A 16,688-nucleotide genomic window follows, 5' to 3' on the forward strand; every position below is an offset into this window, starting at 1 on the left:
GGCAGCGGGGCGTTTTCGGGCGTTCGTGGTCATTTGCGGCAGCGTCTGGCGGCGCTTGGCGACGGAATCGCCCGCCATCGTCAACGCTTGCGAATCAGCACATCGGGCGTCAACTGCTCGCAGCCGTTGACGCCGAGCATCGCCAGGTTCCGGTCCACTTCTTCCCGCAGCAGGCGAATCGCATGCGCGACGCCGGCTTCGCCCGCCACCGCCGCCGCATAGTTGAACGGCCGCCCGATGAACACCATCCGCGCGCCCAGCGCCAGCGCCTTCAGCACGTCCGAGCCGCGGCGAAAGCCGCTGTCGATCATCACCGGATACCCGTCGCCGACAGCCTGCACGACGTCGCGCAGGACCCGCATCGGCGATACGGCGCCGTCCAACTGGCGGCCGCCGTGATTGGACAGGATGATGCCGTCGGCGCCCGCTTCGCGCGTGATCAGCGCATCGTCGACGCTGAGCACGCCCTTGATCACGAGCTCGCCCGTCCATTGCTCGCGGATTTGCCGCACGTGCGCCCAGTTGAGGTGATCGCGCGCGGAGAAATCGCGCAGCACGTTGGCGGAAAGAATCGGCGCGCCGCGCGTCGCAAACGAATTCTCGAAATGCGGCATGCCGTGCGTGAGCAGCGTGCGCGCGAACGTGCGCAGCAGCCAGCGCGGCCGCGTCAGCCCGTCCCAGAAAAGGCGCGGGCTCGGGCGCAGCGGCGTCGAAAAACCCGTGCGCACGTTGTTTTCGCGGTTCGCGGACACAGGAATGTCGACGGTGACGACGAGTGTCCGGTAGCCGGCGCGCGCGATGCGCTCGACGAGCGCGCGAATGCGGCCGGCGTCGCCCGGAAGGTACGCCTGGAACCACGTGTCGGGCGCGGCGGCGGCCACGTCCTCGAGCGGGATCAGCGACGAGCCGCTCATGATCGACGCGATCCCCGCGCGCTGCGCCGCGCGCGCGAGCACGACGTCGCCGCGATACGCCGACAGCGCATTGATGCCCATCGGCGCGATGCCGAACGGCGACGCGTAGCGCCGGCCGAACAGTTCGACGCCCTGCTGCCGCTGCGAAACGTCGCGCAGCACGCGCGTCACGAAGGCGTATTCGTCGAATGCCGCGCGGTTGTCGTCGCGGGTGCGGTTGTCTTCGGCCGCGCCGCTGACGTAGCCGAAGATCGGGCGCGGCAGCGCGCGGCGCGCCTTCGCCTCGAAGTCGTGCAGGCTCAGCACGTCCCGCAGGACGCGCGGCGGCCTGGCGGCGGCGCTTGCCGCAGGCCGGTTCTGTTCGACGATCGGGGAGGTAACGGTGCTCATAGTGGGCTTTCCTGACGCGACGCAGCCATTCTATGCAGCCGCGGCATCGATAAAAAGCGATAATCTTCAAACGAAATCGTTCGATAAAAGCGAAGAATCATGGCAACTCCGACGCTCAAGCAACTGGACGCCTTCTACTGGGCGGCGACCTGCGCCAATTTCTCGACCGCGGCGCAGCGGCTTCATCTGTCGATCTCGTCGTTGTCGAAGCGGATCAACGAGTTGGAGCAGGCCGTGGGCCGCACGCTGTTCGACCGCAGCGGCCATCGCGCGGTGCTGACCGAAGACGGCGAAACGCTGCTGCCGGCCGCCGTTCGCGTGCTGGAATCCGTCGCGGCGCTGCAGGACGCGTTCGCGGAAGACAAGGGATTGACGGGCCGCCTGCGCTTCGGCGTGGGCGAGCTGTCGGCGCTGACGTGGCTGCCTCGCTTCGTCGCGGCCGTGCAGAAACTGCATCCGCAGTTGAGCCTCGAGCCGTACGTCGACGTCGGCGCAGCGCTCGAAGAGAAGGTGGATGCGGGCGAGCTGGATTTCGCGGTGATCGCGGGCCGTTCGTCGCGCGGCAGCATCCAGTCGCAGCCGGTGACGGAAGCCCGGTTCGCGTGGATGGCCGCGGAAAAACTGGCGGGCGGCGAGCGCACGTTGACGCCGGCGTTGCTCGCGCGCCATGCGCTCGTCATCCTGCCCTCGGGCTCGGGCGTCACGCGCATCCTCGACGAATGGCTGCTCGCATGCGGAATCAATCATCCGCGACGCATCGCGTGCAACAACTGGAGCGCGGTGGCGGGCATGCTGCGCGAAGGCGTCGGCATCGGTTTCCTGCCCACCGGCTGGGCCGATGCGCGAACGGGCGGCGGCCTCGTGCAACTGACGAGCGAGCCGCCGCTGTCGCCGCTCCACTATGCGTTCCAATGGCGGCGCGGCGACATGCGCGGGCTGATTCCGTCGATGCTGGCGCTCGTGCGGCAGCACGCGGATTTTCGCTGAGCCGGCGTTCGGTTTGCGTCGGGACACGTCGCGTCCCGTCGCTTCGCGGCGCAGCGGTGCGGGAATCAGCGCGGGAATCGGCGCAACGCACGACGACGAACCGGATTCAATCCCGGTCGATGCAGGACACGGCCTTCGGATCGGGCATCCACAGATAGCACAGCAGCGACACCAGCACGCACGCGGACACGTACCAGAAGAACCAGGTCTCGTGGCCGATGCTCTTCGTCCACAGCGCGATGTACTCGGCCGTGCCGCCGAACAGCGACACCGTGATCGCATAGGGCAGGCCGACGCCCAGCGCGCGGATCTCGACCGGAAACAGTTCGGCCTTCGCGACCGCGCTGACCGACGAATAGAGGCTGACGATCAGCAGCGCCGCCGAGATCAGCGCGAGTGCGCCGCCCATCGTCTTCACCGTCGTCAGCGCGCTGAAGATCGGCACCGTGCACAGCGTGCCGAGCACCCCGAACGCGATCAGCAGCGGGCGGCGGCCGACGCGATCGGACAGGCTGCCGAACACCGGCTGCATCAGCACGAACGCGATCAGGCTGATGACGGACACCATCGACGCGTCCGCCTTGCTCATCCCCGCGCTGTTGACGAGGAATTTCTGCATGTACGTCGTGTACGCGTAGAACGCGACCGTGCCGCCGAGCGTCAGGCCCGCGACGATCAGGCAGGCGCGCTTGTGCCGGAACAATCCGGCGACCGACGCGCGGCTGCGCTGGCTCTGCCGGTGCTGCTCGAACGATTCCGTTTCTTCCATGTTCCGGCGCAGGAAGATCGCGACGCCCGCCGCGAGCGAGCCGATCAGGAACGGAATGCGCCAAGCCCTGCGACTGGAATCGGACCCCAAAATTATTCTTTATAAATCAAATGGATGGGGCGATTTCTCGCGTGCCAGTGCTGGTGAGTGCCCTGCGTGTAACACCCATGTAAGCAAAAGGCGAGTGCCACGAGTGGTTCGCGCCTCCGCTCAAATGGCCGATCTCCTGTTACCGACGATCGCGGAGCCTGCGTGCGGAAGGCAACGTCAACGTGCGCCCGGCGGCGAACACAGCCTGGAATCCGGCCGGCAGCATGCATCCGCTAAACACGGTAACACGCGATGTTTCGAACAGGGGGAAATCATGCTCCCGAGTCCTACGAAACAAATGCGGCGCGATATTTGGGGGATGGCAGCGAGGCAACGATGAGAAGCACGGACATTTGCATTGAATGTCCGCGTGCAGTATTCTGTAAGCTTCGCTGAAACAACAGCGAACCGGGATGACAGCCGGAAATTGCAGAAGGCGGACAACCGCCGAGCGCGGTTTTTTTGCGTCCGCACACTAAGCGCCTTCAATGGTCGGGCCTTGGTGGGGGAGCGCTTGCGCTCGCCGGGTTCTTCTGCACCGGTCTGTCAACCCTACCTTGTGCCCGGCCACCCCCGTTTGACAGCGGGAGCCGGGTTTTTTACCCGCAGAAGGAGGCCGCATGTTGCGTCATGATTCCGCTCGTCTCGAATCCTCAGAACCGTCCCTGATTAACGTTGCACTCGTCGGCGTCGACAACTTGTTCGCGTTGGCGAAACTGCTCGCCGTAGAGCAAGGTGTCGCGTTATTTGCCGGTCTGGCATTGGTAGAGCAGATGGCGATCTTCAACCTCTTCGAAATCACGCTCACGGCGGTCCGGGACACGCTTAACGAACTCGGAGAGCAAAAAAACTAAAACACGACGATTCGAGCCGCCATCGGAAGAAAACTTGCTACCCTATGTACGGAAAGGCCTCGTGGAAAGCGAGCCAGAAGGGGACAGGTAGGTCGCCTCGTTGGCGGCGCATTTTGCGCAACCCGACACCCCTTAGAGGATGGTTGAATTGGAAAAGACCGTGGATACGCTCAAAGTTGAAGCCGAGATCGGCAAACTGATGACCGAGGCATCGAAGCTGACTGCTGAAGCTGCGAAGTTGAATGCGGAAACGATGAAGCTAAACGCGGAGGCGTTCAAGCTGCAACGGGAGTCGCGCTGGTATCCGGTCATATGGGCTACCGCGTTCGTCGGTGCGGTAATCGGTGTTGCCCGGATTCTCCACTAACCCAACAAATAGACCCGCCGCGAGGCGGGTTTTTTCTGGACGCGAAAAACCGCGATCGGCTATCGATCTTCGCAGGTTGAAAGACTCGCTCGGCAAGACTGGTTGGAAACGGGCATCCAGGTTCTCGGGCAATCCACTCGTAGCCAATCCTCCGATCTATTTGACGGCCGCCCAATTGCCTGCTAGGGTCAATCCGCATAATCCAGCGGGAGGGGAGCGGTAACGGCCGGTCGACCATTCGAACACCACAAAACGCGCCCCCGATATACCAAAGAATGTGAGGGCCAGTCGTGTTGTTGTCCGATCAAATTCGCGCCATCGCCGAAGGCATGCTTGGCTTCGGCAGCCGCCCGATACGGGTGAATTGGGGGCAGGATCGCCAGAAGCGGTTCGATAACCAACTCGCGCTTTTGTACGCCGAAACCGACGAAGGTTTGATGACCGGGATCGTCGGCCATCTTGTCTGTGTGTCAACGCGTTCCGATCTACCGTCGTCCATGTTCATGGGGCTACCGGTCGGCCTCGATATCTACACGGCCGACACGAGCACGCCCCGTTCAATCAACGGCATCGTCTCCGAAGTGCGCATCGGCGCATCAGACGGCGACCTCACCTGTTACCGGTTCACCATCATTGACGCCGTGCGGTTGCTGCACGGCAAGTTCAATTCCCGCATCTTCAAGAACAAGCGCCTGCCCGATATCTTTCAGATGCTGTTCGCCGGATATTGCCGTCATGCCGGATTTGCGCGCGCAGTCGACCTCGATCTGTCGTTGCTCAACACCGCACGGTATCCCGAACGCGTGTTCGTGCGACAAGCAGACGAGCCGGACGGCAAATTCATCGAACGGCTCGCCCGCCGGGACGGCATCACGTATTTCGCGCGGCCCGGCGACCAGAAGGGCAAGGTCAGCGACACGCCGATGCACACCGTTGTGATGGTGGACGATCCAAGCCATGTGCCGCGCTCGCGCGCGCAAACGTTACGCTACGGCGGGGCGACCGGAACGCATACCTCCGACACGATCACGTCAATGTCATGGGCGCACGCGATGACATCGCGCCGCGCCACGATCCAGTCTCCCGACTTCAAGACCGCACGTGTCGCCAGCAGCGCGCAGGAGCAGTTGTCAAATCTGGTGTATCAGCAGTCGGCGGCATGATCAGGCGGCGAGCGGTTGCTGAGCCGGTGTGCTTTCGATCACCGGGGTACCATCCTTGAAGGGAATGCCCTTCATGAGCTGTTCGATCTTGTCCACGCCGCGGATACGGCGCCACGACTGTTCAGCCGATTCGATCAGCTTGAATGCCAGACCAAGGAAGGTCGCGCGCGACAGACAGTTGCGCGTACGCGTTGTGCGATGACGTACCGTCGCAAACGTCGATTCGATCGGGTTGGTCGTTCGCAGATGCTGCCAGTGTTCAGCTGGAAAGTCGTAGAACGCGAGCAACTCGTCGCGGTCCTTCGTGACCTTCTCAGCGGCCTTGGGATATTTGGCCGAATACGTCGCAACGAACTGGTTGAACGCGACGATGGCCTCGGCTCGCGTTGCCGCATTCCAGATTTCAGACAGGGCAGCCTTGGCGCGGCCGTGCTGCGATTTCGGCAGAGCGTTGAGCACGTTGCCGATCTTGTGGAACCAGCAGCGTTGTTGCCTGGTCTGCGGGAACACTTCTTCAAGCGCCGCCCACAGGCCCATCGCGCCGTCGCCAGTAGCCAGCAGCGGGCCGGCCTGCAGCCCGCGTGCCTTCAGGTCCAGCAACAGGTCACGCCACGAATCCTTCGATTCGCGATAGCCGTCGGCGAGCGCCACGCGCTCCTTGCTCCCGTCCGGCTTCACGCCGATGATCACCAGCAGGCACTGGCCATCGGAGTCTTCGCTGCGCGCGCCGGTGTGAATGCCATCAGCCCACCAGTAGACCCAGCGCGAGCCCGACAGGTCGCGTTTGTTCCATCGCTCGAACTCGTCGGCCCATTGCGCCTTCAGGCGCACCACGACATTGGGCGAGAGGCCTTTGGCTTGTTCGCCGAGCAGCACGCTGAACGCTTCGCTCATGTCGCCGGTGGAAACACCGCGCAGGTAAAGCCACGGCAGCGCCGCGCTCACCCGGGGCGACTTGCGCACGTAGGGCGGCACGATGTTCGAGTTGAACTTCACGCCCGAGCCCGAACGGTCACGCACCTTGGGCACCTGAACCGGCACGGGCCCGACTGCCGTGACGACCTCGCGTTCGGGCAGATAGCCGTTGCGCACGATCGCGCGCCGTCCGTCCAGCGTTTTCACGTTCGAATACTGCTCGAGCAATGCCGCCAATTCCGCCTCGATCGCCTGCTGGATAATCTGCCGCGCGCCCTGCTGGATCAGGTCGTCCAGACCGGGCAGGCCCTTCACTTCCGTTGCTGCTTGACTGCCGTTTGTTTCCTGCGTACGTTTCGCCATGGTGGTGGAGTTCGGTTGCTGGGTGTTACCGTGGAAAGCAACATTTTCAGCTAACCGCCACCGCCTTCTCATTTCCCGCCGACCACCCGCCGTACACCAAATTCGACATTAGCTCAGCGCGCAGTCGAGCGATGTTGACCACGGCGAGGCCGGGAACAGCCTAGCCGCGATGCTGGACGACTATCGCATCTACAGCCCGCACGCAGGCGATTCAGCGGGCGATTTGGATCGACTCGCCCGCCTACGGATGCTGTCGCACGACCGCCGCGCCGAGCGCGTCGAGTGCCTGGGGAACATCCGCGACGTTGGCCTGTTCGAGTGGTTCGACGTGACGGGCAACACGAGCCTCGACTTCGGGCCAGAAAAAGATCGGCAGTTCGTACCAATCGAGATCCATCGGCGCATGTGGAACAACCTGCCGAAGGAACTGGATGAGCGTGCCCGCGCGTTGTTTGCCTCGAGCCAGGGCCGCTTTGACACACCCCTATCTCACCCTGTCTTCAGCGAGGCATTGCCGGCGACCGGTGACCGCTACGAAATTGCGTTCTCCTGTGTCCGGCGTAACGTCCCGCTTACGCCAGCCTATGATCCGCGCATCGACTTGCCGCGAACACCAACGATTCTCGGGCGTGTCGTCGCCCCTCAAGGCGTCACGGTCCATACAGACCAGTTCAGCCGTGCATGGGTCCAGTTCCTGGGCTTGAATCCCGAGGATCATGAAGACGGAGCGGGTACGAGCGGCACGCCGGCCGACAGCGCGCCGCTGTTGGTGATGAACCCGTGGGCGGGCGAACGTTACGGCTTCTCGTTTCCGCTGCGTGTCGGTATGTATGTCACCCTTGATTGTCTCGGTGGCGACCCGGATCGCGTATACATCAGCGGCACGCTCAACGATATTCGGCATATGCCAACCGCGTTCTCGAACGTGACCAAGTTGCCGGAAAATCCGCACGTTCTCGGCCTCCGTAGTCACGAGATCGGCGGCGGCCGCGGCAACCAGCTCGTGATGTCGGACTGGAACAACCTCATCAGTGCGCAGCTCGCGAGCGACGAGTCCTATTCTCAGCTCAATGTCGGCCATCTCTCACACCCCAGCGACGGCGGCCCCGGCCAGTCACGCGGCTACGGCGTCGAAGCGCGAACGGATGCGTCGTTGGTTGCGCGCGCGGCGCGCGGATTGATGTTGTCGACCTACGCACGCGTCGCGGCGAGCGGCGACCTGCTCGACCGCCAGGAGCTGCTCGAGCTGCTGAGCCAGTTTGCCGAACTGTTCGAGTCGATGGGCGACTTCGCGCATCAGCACGGCTTGCAGGGGCCGGACAAGAGCGGACTCGACCGGCTCGCGCAGAAGCTGCGCGAATGGAGTTCCGAGCCTGGTGCAAACGACGGCGACATGATGGCGTTCGCTGCAAAGGGCGGTGCCGGACATTTCACACCGAAGACCTACGGCGTGTTCGCGGCCGAGAACATCGACCACGCGGCCGCACAGAACGTCCAGACGACAGCCGGCAAGAACGTGCACACGTCAGCGCGCGATGCAATGGAAATGCACGCGGGAAAGAGCCTGAAAGCGACCACCGCAAACGGACCGATGCAGCTCGAATCGCACGACGACATCATCCAGCTCGTCGCGCAGAAGATGCTCGACCTGATGTCGACGACCGACATCATCCGGCTTACCGCGAGCAAGGGCATTGAATTGCGGTGCGGCAACGGACTTTTCAGGATGGATGCGGAAGGCAACGCTGACCTGCACATGCCGGGCAAGGTATCGATCAAGGGAAGCGCACACGACTGGAGCGGGCCGGTGAGCACACCCACCAACCTGACGCCGTTCAAGCCGTCGTACCAGGCCCAATACGCGTTGAAGGATACAACGGACGGTTCGCCGCTGATTCGACGGCCGTACTCGATCAAGACGCCCAACGGCCGGACGATTCAGAGCTTCACCAACGATCGCGGCGAAACCGCCCCCGTCTTCACGCCAAACGCGCAAGACGTTCCGTTACAGGCAGTGATACCCAAACCCACGCAGGTCGAATCGTGGCAGTTCGCGGGTTCGGACAAGCCGCAGATTCAACGCGACTACTTGGAGGACTGACGTATGGCCGGCACGATGCAAACCGTCGCGACCTGCGAGACCGTTAACGAAGACCGAATCACGTACGCCGAGCTGCCGCCGGGTACGAAAGGCTATTTGCAAGAGAAGATCGAATACGCGCTGAAAGCTCCGGACATCGTCAATATCAAGCTGCCGGACGGATCGAGCACGATATCGATGCTCAAGCAAATTGTGATGACCGCCGCGATTCGCGTTGATGAGAGCGTGGCCGACTTCCGGTGGCAGTACAAGGCCGAGGTCAGTTTTGATATGTGGCCGGAGTTTGCATCTGGCGGAGCTCGGGCTCCGATACCATTTCTTAGCAGCAACACTGACGACGGGCCGGGCCGCCGTCATAGCCTGAATCCATTTCCGAAGGGATTCGTACCGGGATTTCTACGTCGCCCCGATGTGATCATCGCGAGAAATCCCGCTGACCGCTGGCCGGGCCGTGCACTTGTTGATCATCAAGGACACTCACACGTCGATAATTCGCTGCGGCTGGTGGAAGTCAAGTTCCCAGGCGACGCGTGGGGAGCGGGACAGGAGGATGCTTATCGGAAGATTTCGGGAAAGCCAGGAGACTACGTCTATCGCATGACGGTAATCGACGTTAGCGACTGCAATGGCGACCTGGAAAAGGTTCGTCAACGAGCGCTCGCCATGTCGCCAGAGGAACGCGAAGCAGAATTGCGCCGTAGGCAGCGCGAGCGACAGTTGCGCGCGCCGATTCGTACCATCGAGCCGATTCCCGAACCGGCCTGGTACGAGGCGTGGATTCGCAAGGTGGAAGAGGCCGGCGAAGCGACAGTGGCGGCTGTATGGGACGCGGTGAATTCCGGGGCACAGTACCTGTCGACCGAGATGGAGGCATGGCTCCGGCAACATGCGCCTTGGGCGCTGACTGCGGGCAAATGGGTTGCCGATAAAGCGACCGCCACGTGGCGGTGGGTAGACGAGACAGGCCGCGAAATTTACCGCTATACGACCGCACAATTGAAGGCGGGATGGGATGCGATCGTGCGCGCGACCGACATGACATGGGATCTGCTGAAGCAAATCAACTGGTCGCAAATCGGCACGTCGATTATCAAGGGACTCGTATTTGTCGCAGCGGTCGTCGCCGGGGTCATTATCATCATCGTGCTCGCCGAAGTCCTTGTGCCGGTCCTACTCGCGCTTGCAGCCATTGTTGCAACGGCTGCGGCCGAAACCGTAGCGGCGCTGGCGATCGCGCTTGGCGTAACCGCCGTCGCTGCGTGATCGCCATCATCCAACTTGTCAACGTATAAGGGAATCATCGACCCATGAGCGACACCGAAACGAAGGGTCCTGTCGTGCTGACACCATTCGCCGCTTACGCGCGCTACTTCGAGGATTTAAGCGTTCGCTTGGCCGACAACAGTTTTGCTGTCAAACCGGGGGTCATCGGGACCGTGTACTTTGCGGGCGGCTCGAAACCGGAAGGGCGACGCGGCCTGCTCGCGTGTTTCGATCGATTCGACGAGTTGTTCGGCGCTCACCTCATTTCCGGGAAAGACGAAGACCTAGCCAAGTTCAGCAAGAAAACGGCAAAGGGCGTCGAAAAAATCCGTAAGGCCATCAGCGATTCACCGGAATACGAACAGGTCAGCGTTATGCGATCCAGCGCGCCGCTCCCAACTATCGCGCCCGACTATCAAATTCAAACGCTGACCGGACGCGCAAGTCCGATAGATTACGTTGCGCCGTCCGGCTACAAGGTGGCGAAGGGCGAAGAAAAAGAGCTGTCGTATTTGAAGTTCAGCGTGCCGATGGAGTTGGTCACCCGCCCTGAAGGCCAGGCACAATACGAGCAGTTCCTGCGCTACGTCTGCGAACAACTCGATGTGCGCGGCGGCTACGGAGGGTTATCAGCGGTCACTGCGTACAACTATCACAACTGGCAGGCGCAGGAATGGGCTATTGCAGAACGCTTCAGCGGAATCGAAATTGATGCCTGCGCGCACTTCGGTAGGGAAGAATATGATCCGCTTTCCTATATGGGCGATTCGACGGAAGCGATGACTGCGATTTATCATAAATTGCACCCAGGAGCGAAGGTATTCCGGTGGGGCTTCATCAAAAGCATCAACTGGTACACGTTGCTCGGCGACCTCTTTGTCGAACGGCTCGGCGGCGACGCAGCGTTGCGTAAAGCACTCGACCGCGACGATATCGGGATAGAGCGTATCAATCATTGCGTGCTCGTACGGGCCGGACCATTCCCGCGCTTGGGCGCCCCCGAAGAGGGCTTGCCCGAACCCTACGTCTTCGTCAACAAGGTGCTGCGCGTGCTGCGCAACCCGAAGCCGGACGGGCTGCACCTGTACGAACCGGACCTGCCAAACGCCGACAGCAAGAACGCCCGCGCCTGGGAAGCCCGCTTCGACCTGCCGGGCGCACCCTCGATCCCCGAGCCGCCGAAAATTGTCCCGGAATCACGCGGAAAGCGTCGCCCGAGCGTCCTTGGCGGCGAGCCCTGCCCCGAGGCCGGCTGGTGGTATACCGCCGCGAAGCAAGGCAGTGAACGATTCTTCGAACAGGGGGAGGTGATGCCTGTCATCGAGGGCAGCCAGTGGGGTACGACACATTGGAAGTGGATGCGCGGCGCCGGAGACAACGAGTAATCAAGCCAAATGCCGAGACTGCATAATCAAGGCGCATAAAACTGGATAACGAAATCGCCCCGCCTATCGCCGCGCGGCCCGCAACAGGCAGCCCCGAACACCGGTGCATGCGTGCATAAAAACCGTTCATTTTTGCGGGCAGGTGGGGCGGGTCACAAAGGCGCGCGTGTCGATGCATTAAATCGCATCGTCGCGCATTAAAACGCACGATTTCGGCGCAGTGGCGAGCGCCCGGAACCCAGCGCCATAAGGGGCGCCGGGTCCAACGACAGGATGCACTAAAACCAGCCAGTCAAGCATAGCCCGCAGGCGAGGAGGGAACTGCGCGGCGGTGGGTAAAGCGGTCTATATCGGCCTACCATAGCCGCTTGCACGTAGCGAAAGAAGCGGATGAAAGCTCCATCAATGCATCGCCTGACAGGTGGCGAACCTCCACGCCTCAGCGTTGGTCAATGGGTTGTGAAGGATGAGACCCGAAGCCATGTGCGACATCATAAAAAAAACGCCCACGAATCTCGCGGGCGTTGGGTTATCCACAGTTGATTGATGTTCAGTGATTTACGGTAACGGATTCCGCATCAACCTTGGATTTCTGGAACTCATCATAGATGCATTTGGCCATATGAACTTCCGCCGGATTCGGGTTAGGGTCGTTGTATCGATCCGGTTTCGTGATGCCTGACTCTTCGAGTGGCTTCAAATGATCGCGATAGACAATACGTGTGCGATCCTGATTCAGCACTCCCTTCCCTCCGGCATGTTTGATACCTTCAAGATATCGATCGACATTATCGGGATCGACTGCTTCAGAGTAGGTAATCGAGGAATGGCAATCTTCATACACCCGATAAAGCCAGAACATGGCACGCATATTTTCCAGCTTTGCAAGGAATTCTTCACTATTGAGGAAATCGACATAGGCTTGATGCGCCTTGTCATATTCAGCACGATAGTGACGGCTCACAAATTTCTGCGCGGCGCGCAACACTGCATCCGCCTTGTCCTTGGCATCCGAGAGCATCGATTCGATGCTGGCGATGGCGGCGGGAACATTGACCTGTTCGTCGGCATACTGCGCGAGTACGTCACGCACCTGGGCCAGTTGAGCATCGATTTCGCGGTAGTCAGGCTCCCGCCCTTCACGGGCCGACGCGATCAGTTCATCGCGCTTGTCGTTCATCAGGGCGTCAAGGCGTTCCGTTGCCGCGCGGAATTCGTCCTTTTTCGCTTGAACGCGTTCCAGCGATTTCTCAAGAATGCCGATTTCCTCTTGCTGTTCGCGGATCAGGTTGACGGCATGGTCAATGCCTTCGATCATAATTTTTTCAGCGTCGTCGCGCTTTGCCCGTCGGGCCAGCACGTCCATTGCACGTTTGAGGGACCATTTGGCGGGGAGTCGGGAAAGATCAATCATTGATTTGCTTTATTTAAATTTCGTTAGATAAAAAATAACTGCATCAGTAAAAATATTGGATCAGCAATCAGTTTCAAGGTGATTGCTTGCTGCGCCATTCAGATTGTCGATGGCTGCCAGTTCGGCGCGAAGCGTTGCTGCCAATTCTGCAATATCGCTGAAATTATCTTTCTCCTTGTTCGATGTGTATTGATTTGCGGAACGGATTCGTGTCCGTAGCTCGCACTCGACCCGATCAAGATCGGCTTGCAGGGTTGCTGTCAGCAGCGCGAATTTAGACGTGGTGAATCGTTGTGATGCGTACATGTTTTTACCTATTAAAAAGGTTGGGGTGGGTTGAGTGAAGGTGATTGTTCGATTGGAAATCAGTCGAATAGATGAAGTCTTGTTCGTCGCGAAGCGCGTCGGTCGCGTTCGAATCGGGCGCGTCCGTACAGTTATTGACACGAGTCCGAGAGGGCGCGATTTTTGCGGCAGCGGCCTTGACGATCGTCCACGTGCGGCGCACGCTCGCGACTGCCTTTGCGATGACCGTGTGAATCGTGCCGACGATGCCGCCCATGTCGACGGCCCACGGGCCGCGCACGACGACGCCCGCCGCACGCGTGCCGAGCGGATCGCCGTAGCGGCCGACGCCTTCCTGCGCTTCTTTGTGCAGCCACATCGACGCATCCTTGCGCTTGATCCACGGGCCGCCCCATGCGCGGATGAATTCGGCGTAGTCGGCGCGCTTGTCGTCGTCGCCGGTCGCGCCCTTCACGCGCTGCGCGGCGTGCCACGCGCGTTGCAGCGCGTCCGGCGAGTCCGCGATGGCTTGTTTTTCGATGCGGCGCAGTTCGCGCCAGACCGTGACCGGTGCGCCGCCGATCGCCTGAAACTGGCGGATGCCCCATTGCTTCGCCCACGCCTGCACGCGCTGCGTGGTTTGCGCGATAGGCTCGCCGTACAGGTCAAGCTCGATGCCCGCGCCGTCGATGTTCTTCGAGATGTATTTGGCGATGTACCCCGCTGCGCCGCCCTGTTCGGCAGTGATGCGCTCGAAACGCAGGCGGTGCTGTTGCGCGCCGGGTTCGTCGGGCGAATCGTTCAGCAGGAAGTAACGCACAAGCGCTTTGCGCCAAACCGACGCGTCGGCGGGATTGCGAATGAAGACCATCAGGTTCCAATGCGGCGTACCGTCGCGATGCGCTTCGACTGTGCGCATCCCGTAAAAGCTCACCCTGCGACGCTGCAACCATGCGCGGCACCGGCTCCATTGGCGTTGCAGATATTCCTGCGTGTCGCGCGGCGTCGCGCCGTCGTACTTTTCATTGACGGACCCATTGGCGCGTACCGCATGAAAACGGCTCGGCGGCGTGACCACCGCGAATTCGCATGCGCAACCGTGTTCTTCGGCAATCTCTTCCATGCCGCGCATGCGCAGCATGAGTTCGCCCCGGCGGATGGCCGGATTGCTAACGGATTTGTCGGCCAGCTCGGCGAGCGTAAAAATCTCGCCGTCTTCATTGATTGCGTTGGTGCGTTCCAGCATTTGCGCATTGCGCTCGGCCTGCGCGATGCTGCGGCGCAGGTTTTCGTCGCTAATGTATTGATCGGCGCGCGCGCTGACGAGGCCAAGGCGGATCGCCAGTGCTTCGGTCTGGCGACCGTGCATGCTGCGCAGGCGTCGCGTCCACCAGCCCGGATCAATCACGCGTGCGATGAAGCCGCCCGGACGTTCGACGGTGGGCGGGGCGATGCGCCAGCGCTCGCAAAGCGCGGTCAGGCTCGGCACGATGGTGGCCGTATCGCCCAAACGTTCGGCGATGGCGTATGCATCCGATGCGCGTCGGTATGCGCATTCGCGGATATCGGACAGGTTCGCCGTCAGCGGCAGCACGGCGTCGGCGTAGCGCTCGACGTGTTCGCGCAGGTAGACGTTGCCGTGATACCAGTTGCGATGCTGGCGGTCCAGTTCTTCAAGACGGCGCGACATGGTGCGCGCCCATTTGCCGGGCAACTTGCCGAGCATCGCTTCACGCCACGCATGCTGCGGCATGCGCGGGCTCACGGTCGCGAACGAAGTCAGGAGTGCCATGCGCTTACGTGTCCGTGTTACTGAACGGATGCGCTATGCAGAGCGACGATGCGCTCGACCGTGTCGTGCGGCCATACGAGACGCCCGTTCGGCAGTTTCGTCGGCTTGACGCCGAAATACGAACCGCGACGGCACAGCGCGACGCGCAGCGTGTCGGGTTGAAGGCCAAGGCGTTGGGCGAGGCGGTTGGTGGTCAGTCCGATTTCCATGATGTCCTTTGATTCCGGTTATGCACCGCGTGGTGCGGCGCGACGGAACGGACTCTAACGGCGAACGGCCATCCCGTGCGGCTAGGCGGGACAGTGGGACGCTAGCCGGGACAATGGGACGCTAGGCGGGACAGTTTTGGGACAACTTCGGGACGCTGCGGCATGGCCGGGGAAGCCATGCGCAGGTACGGGCGGGGAGCGAACGCTCCCCGGCGAGCATCAGGATTTCAGCGAACCGTGTTTGCGCAGAAGACTCAACGTGTATTAGCCGGGACTCGATCTGACAGGTAGTCGGACCGACAAAGAACGAGTCATCAATGGGGGATGAGTTTCTCCTTGGCGAGATCGAGCGAATCGAGGAAAGTGCGCATCGGTGTCTTGCCGTAACACCATCGCCCCTGATGCTCTCGTTCATTGTTGTACTGGTCGAGCCACGCATCAAGGTCCGTCTGCAAGGTGGCGATCGAATCGTAGATCTTCTTGCGAAAGGCGATGCGATAGAACTCGTTGAGCATAGTCTTGTGCAGCCGCTCGACGATCCCGTTGGTTTGCGGCGACTTGGCTTTGGTCCGGGTATGGTCGATGTCTTCCAAGGCCAGATACAGCTCGTATTCGTGATGCTCGGGGTTGCCGCAGTATTCAGTGCCGCGGTCTGTCAGCACGCGTAGCAGTGGAATGCCGAAGCCGTCGAAGAACGGGACAACACGATCGTTGAGTAGGTCAGCCGCCGGCAAAGGTGTCTTGCGATCGTAGAGCTTGGCGAACGCAACCTTCGAGTAGGTATCGACGAAAGTCTGCTGGTAGACACGGCCGACGCCCTTGAGGCAGCCGACATAGAACGTATCCTGCGCGCCGCAGTAGCCCGGACATTCGGACTCGAATTCGCCGTGCACTTCCTTCTCGTGCTTGGCGCGTTCGAGCGCGATGAGCTGGGCCTCGGTCAGCACCAACCCCTCTTGGGCGGATTTGGCCTCCAAGGCCTTCAGGCGCTTCGGCATGGTCTCCAGATCGTGGCGCAACCAGATGCTACGGACGCCTTGGGGAGAGACGGACAGGGCATGCCGTTTGAGGACCTCGTTGGCGATACGCACCTGACCGTAGGCCGGCAATTCGAGGGCCAGTTCGACAACGGCGGCCTCGACCTGTGGGTCAACGCGGTTCTTGAGTAGCGGCCGGTGGTGGGAAATCTCCTGCAGCGCAGCTTCGCCGCCCCGATCGTACAGTTCCTTAAATCGGTAGAAGCTGTCGCGCGAGTAACCCATCACGCGACAGGCCTGGCTGACGTTGCCGAGTTGCCGGGCCAACTCGAGTATGCCGACCTTGGCGCGAATTACCTTCTGCTCCTGAGTCATGGTGGACTCCTTGCTGTTCGCGGCGCGCATTGCCGCTACGGGCTACGCCCTCTGCGCCAATGCGCGCCAGCACGA

14 protein-coding genes and 1 pseudogene are annotated in these 16,688 nt (G+C 61.4%); 8 read left to right on the top strand and 7 right to left on the bottom strand.

Annotated features, from left to right (window positions below):
• Positions 1-80: 80 nt before the first annotated feature.
• Positions 81-1,304 (bottom strand): alpha-hydroxy acid oxidase, encoded by a 1,224-nt coding sequence (locus tag AQ610_RS22995; protein ID WP_009915486.1) that lies wholly within the window; start codon positions 1,302-1,304, stop codon positions 81-83.
• A 99-nt stretch (positions 1,305-1,403) separates the two neighbouring features.
• Here AQ610_RS22995 and AQ610_RS23000 point away from each other — a divergent pair, with 99 nt between their 5' ends.
• Entirely contained in the window at positions 1,404-2,291 is an 888-nt protein-coding gene (locus AQ610_RS23000) for a LysR family transcriptional regulator (RefSeq protein WP_006028932.1), read from the top strand.
• 106 nt (positions 2,292-2,397) lie between these two features.
• On the opposite strand, the pseudogene AQ610_RS23005 reads toward AQ610_RS23000, so the two are convergent.
• Positions 2,398-3,123, bottom strand: a pseudogene (locus tag AQ610_RS23005) (MFS transporter); the annotation flags it as partial.
• 647 nt (positions 3,124-3,770) lie between these two features.
• Between AQ610_RS23005 and AQ610_RS23010 the strand changes: the two are divergent.
• From AQ610_RS23010 to AQ610_RS23020, 3 genes are all read left to right on the top strand, one after another.
• A complete protein-coding gene (locus AQ610_RS23010) occupies positions 3,771-4,004 on the top strand; it encodes a hypothetical protein (protein ID WP_004542127.1) in 234 nt (77 codons plus the stop codon).
• Positions 4,005-4,143: 139 nt separating this feature from the next.
• Positions 4,144-4,371, top strand: a complete 228-nt coding sequence (locus AQ610_RS23015) for a hypothetical protein (RefSeq protein ID WP_004544884.1) — start codon at positions 4,144-4,146, stop codon at positions 4,369-4,371.
• Between the two features lie 290 nt (positions 4,372-4,661).
• Positions 4,662-5,534 carry a contractile injection system protein, VgrG/Pvc8 family gene (locus AQ610_RS23020; RefSeq protein ID WP_144411897.1) on the top strand — a complete coding sequence of 291 codons (873 nt, stop codon included), beginning with the start codon at positions 4,662-4,664 and terminating at the stop codon, positions 5,532-5,534.
• On the opposite strand, the gene AQ610_RS23025 is transcribed toward AQ610_RS23020, so the two are convergent.
• Entirely contained in the window at positions 5,535-6,812 is a 1,278-nt protein-coding gene (locus tag AQ610_RS23025; RefSeq protein WP_006026243.1) for an IS256 family transposase, read from the bottom strand.
• A 169-nt stretch (positions 6,813-6,981) separates the two neighbouring features.
• On the opposite strand from AQ610_RS23025, the gene AQ610_RS23030 reads away from it, so the two are divergent.
• The 3 genes from AQ610_RS23030 to AQ610_RS23040 are packed head-to-tail and all read left to right on the top strand — an operon-like array spanning position 6,982 to position 11,561.
• Positions 6,982-8,913 carry a type VI secretion system Vgr family protein gene (locus AQ610_RS23030; RefSeq protein WP_099975904.1) on the top strand — a complete coding sequence of 644 codons (1,932 nt, stop codon included), beginning with the start codon at positions 6,982-6,984 and terminating at the stop codon, positions 8,911-8,913.
• 3 nt (positions 8,914-8,916) lie between these two features.
• Positions 8,917-10,176 (top strand): VRR-NUC domain-containing protein, encoded by a 1,260-nt coding sequence (locus tag AQ610_RS23035; RefSeq protein WP_006028925.1) that lies wholly within the window; start codon positions 8,917-8,919, stop codon positions 10,174-10,176.
• Positions 10,177-10,220: 44 nt separating this feature from the next.
• A complete protein-coding gene (locus tag AQ610_RS23040; protein WP_006028924.1) occupies positions 10,221-11,561 on the top strand; it encodes a type VI immunity family protein in 1,341 nt (446 codons plus the stop codon).
• A 550-nt stretch (positions 11,562-12,111) separates the two neighbouring features.
• Here AQ610_RS23040 and AQ610_RS34610 read toward each other — a convergent pair.
• Genes AQ610_RS34610 through AQ610_RS23050 form a run of 3 tightly spaced genes read right to left on the bottom strand, consistent with a single transcriptional unit; the run spans position 12,112 to position 15,013 of the window.
• The gene (locus tag AQ610_RS34610; RefSeq protein WP_231749060.1) at positions 12,112-12,975 is read right to left on the bottom strand and encodes a hypothetical protein; all 864 of its coding nucleotides are present in this window, start codon (positions 12,973-12,975) and stop codon (positions 12,112-12,114) included.
• 60 nt (positions 12,976-13,035) lie between these two features.
• Positions 13,036-13,281 carry a hypothetical protein gene (locus tag AQ610_RS34615; protein ID WP_156436737.1) on the bottom strand — a complete coding sequence of 82 codons (246 nt, stop codon included), beginning with the start codon at positions 13,279-13,281 and terminating at the stop codon, positions 13,036-13,038.
• Positions 13,282-13,285: 4 nt separating this feature from the next.
• On the bottom strand, positions 13,286-15,013 hold the full coding sequence (locus AQ610_RS23050) for a replication endonuclease (protein WP_231749061.1): 1,728 nt from the start codon (positions 15,011-15,013) through the stop codon (positions 13,286-13,288).
• 74 nt (positions 15,014-15,087) lie between these two features.
• Between AQ610_RS23050 and AQ610_RS36355 the strand changes: the two genes are divergently transcribed.
• Complete coding sequence (locus tag AQ610_RS36355; RefSeq protein ID WP_153260268.1) at positions 15,088-15,273, top strand: hypothetical protein; 186 nt, start codon at positions 15,088-15,090, stop codon at positions 15,271-15,273.
• Between the two features lie 302 nt (positions 15,274-15,575).
• On the opposite strand, the gene AQ610_RS23060 is transcribed toward AQ610_RS36355, so the two are convergent.
• The gene (locus AQ610_RS23060; protein WP_009917513.1) at positions 15,576-16,613 is read right to left on the bottom strand and encodes an IS481 family transposase; all 1,038 of its coding nucleotides are present in this window, start codon (positions 16,611-16,613) and stop codon (positions 15,576-15,578) included.
• Positions 16,614-16,688: the final 75 nt, after the last annotated feature.

Source organism: Burkholderia humptydooensis (assembly GCF_001513745.1).
GTDB classification, from domain to species: Bacteria; Pseudomonadota; Gammaproteobacteria; order Burkholderiales; family Burkholderiaceae; genus Burkholderia; species Burkholderia humptydooensis.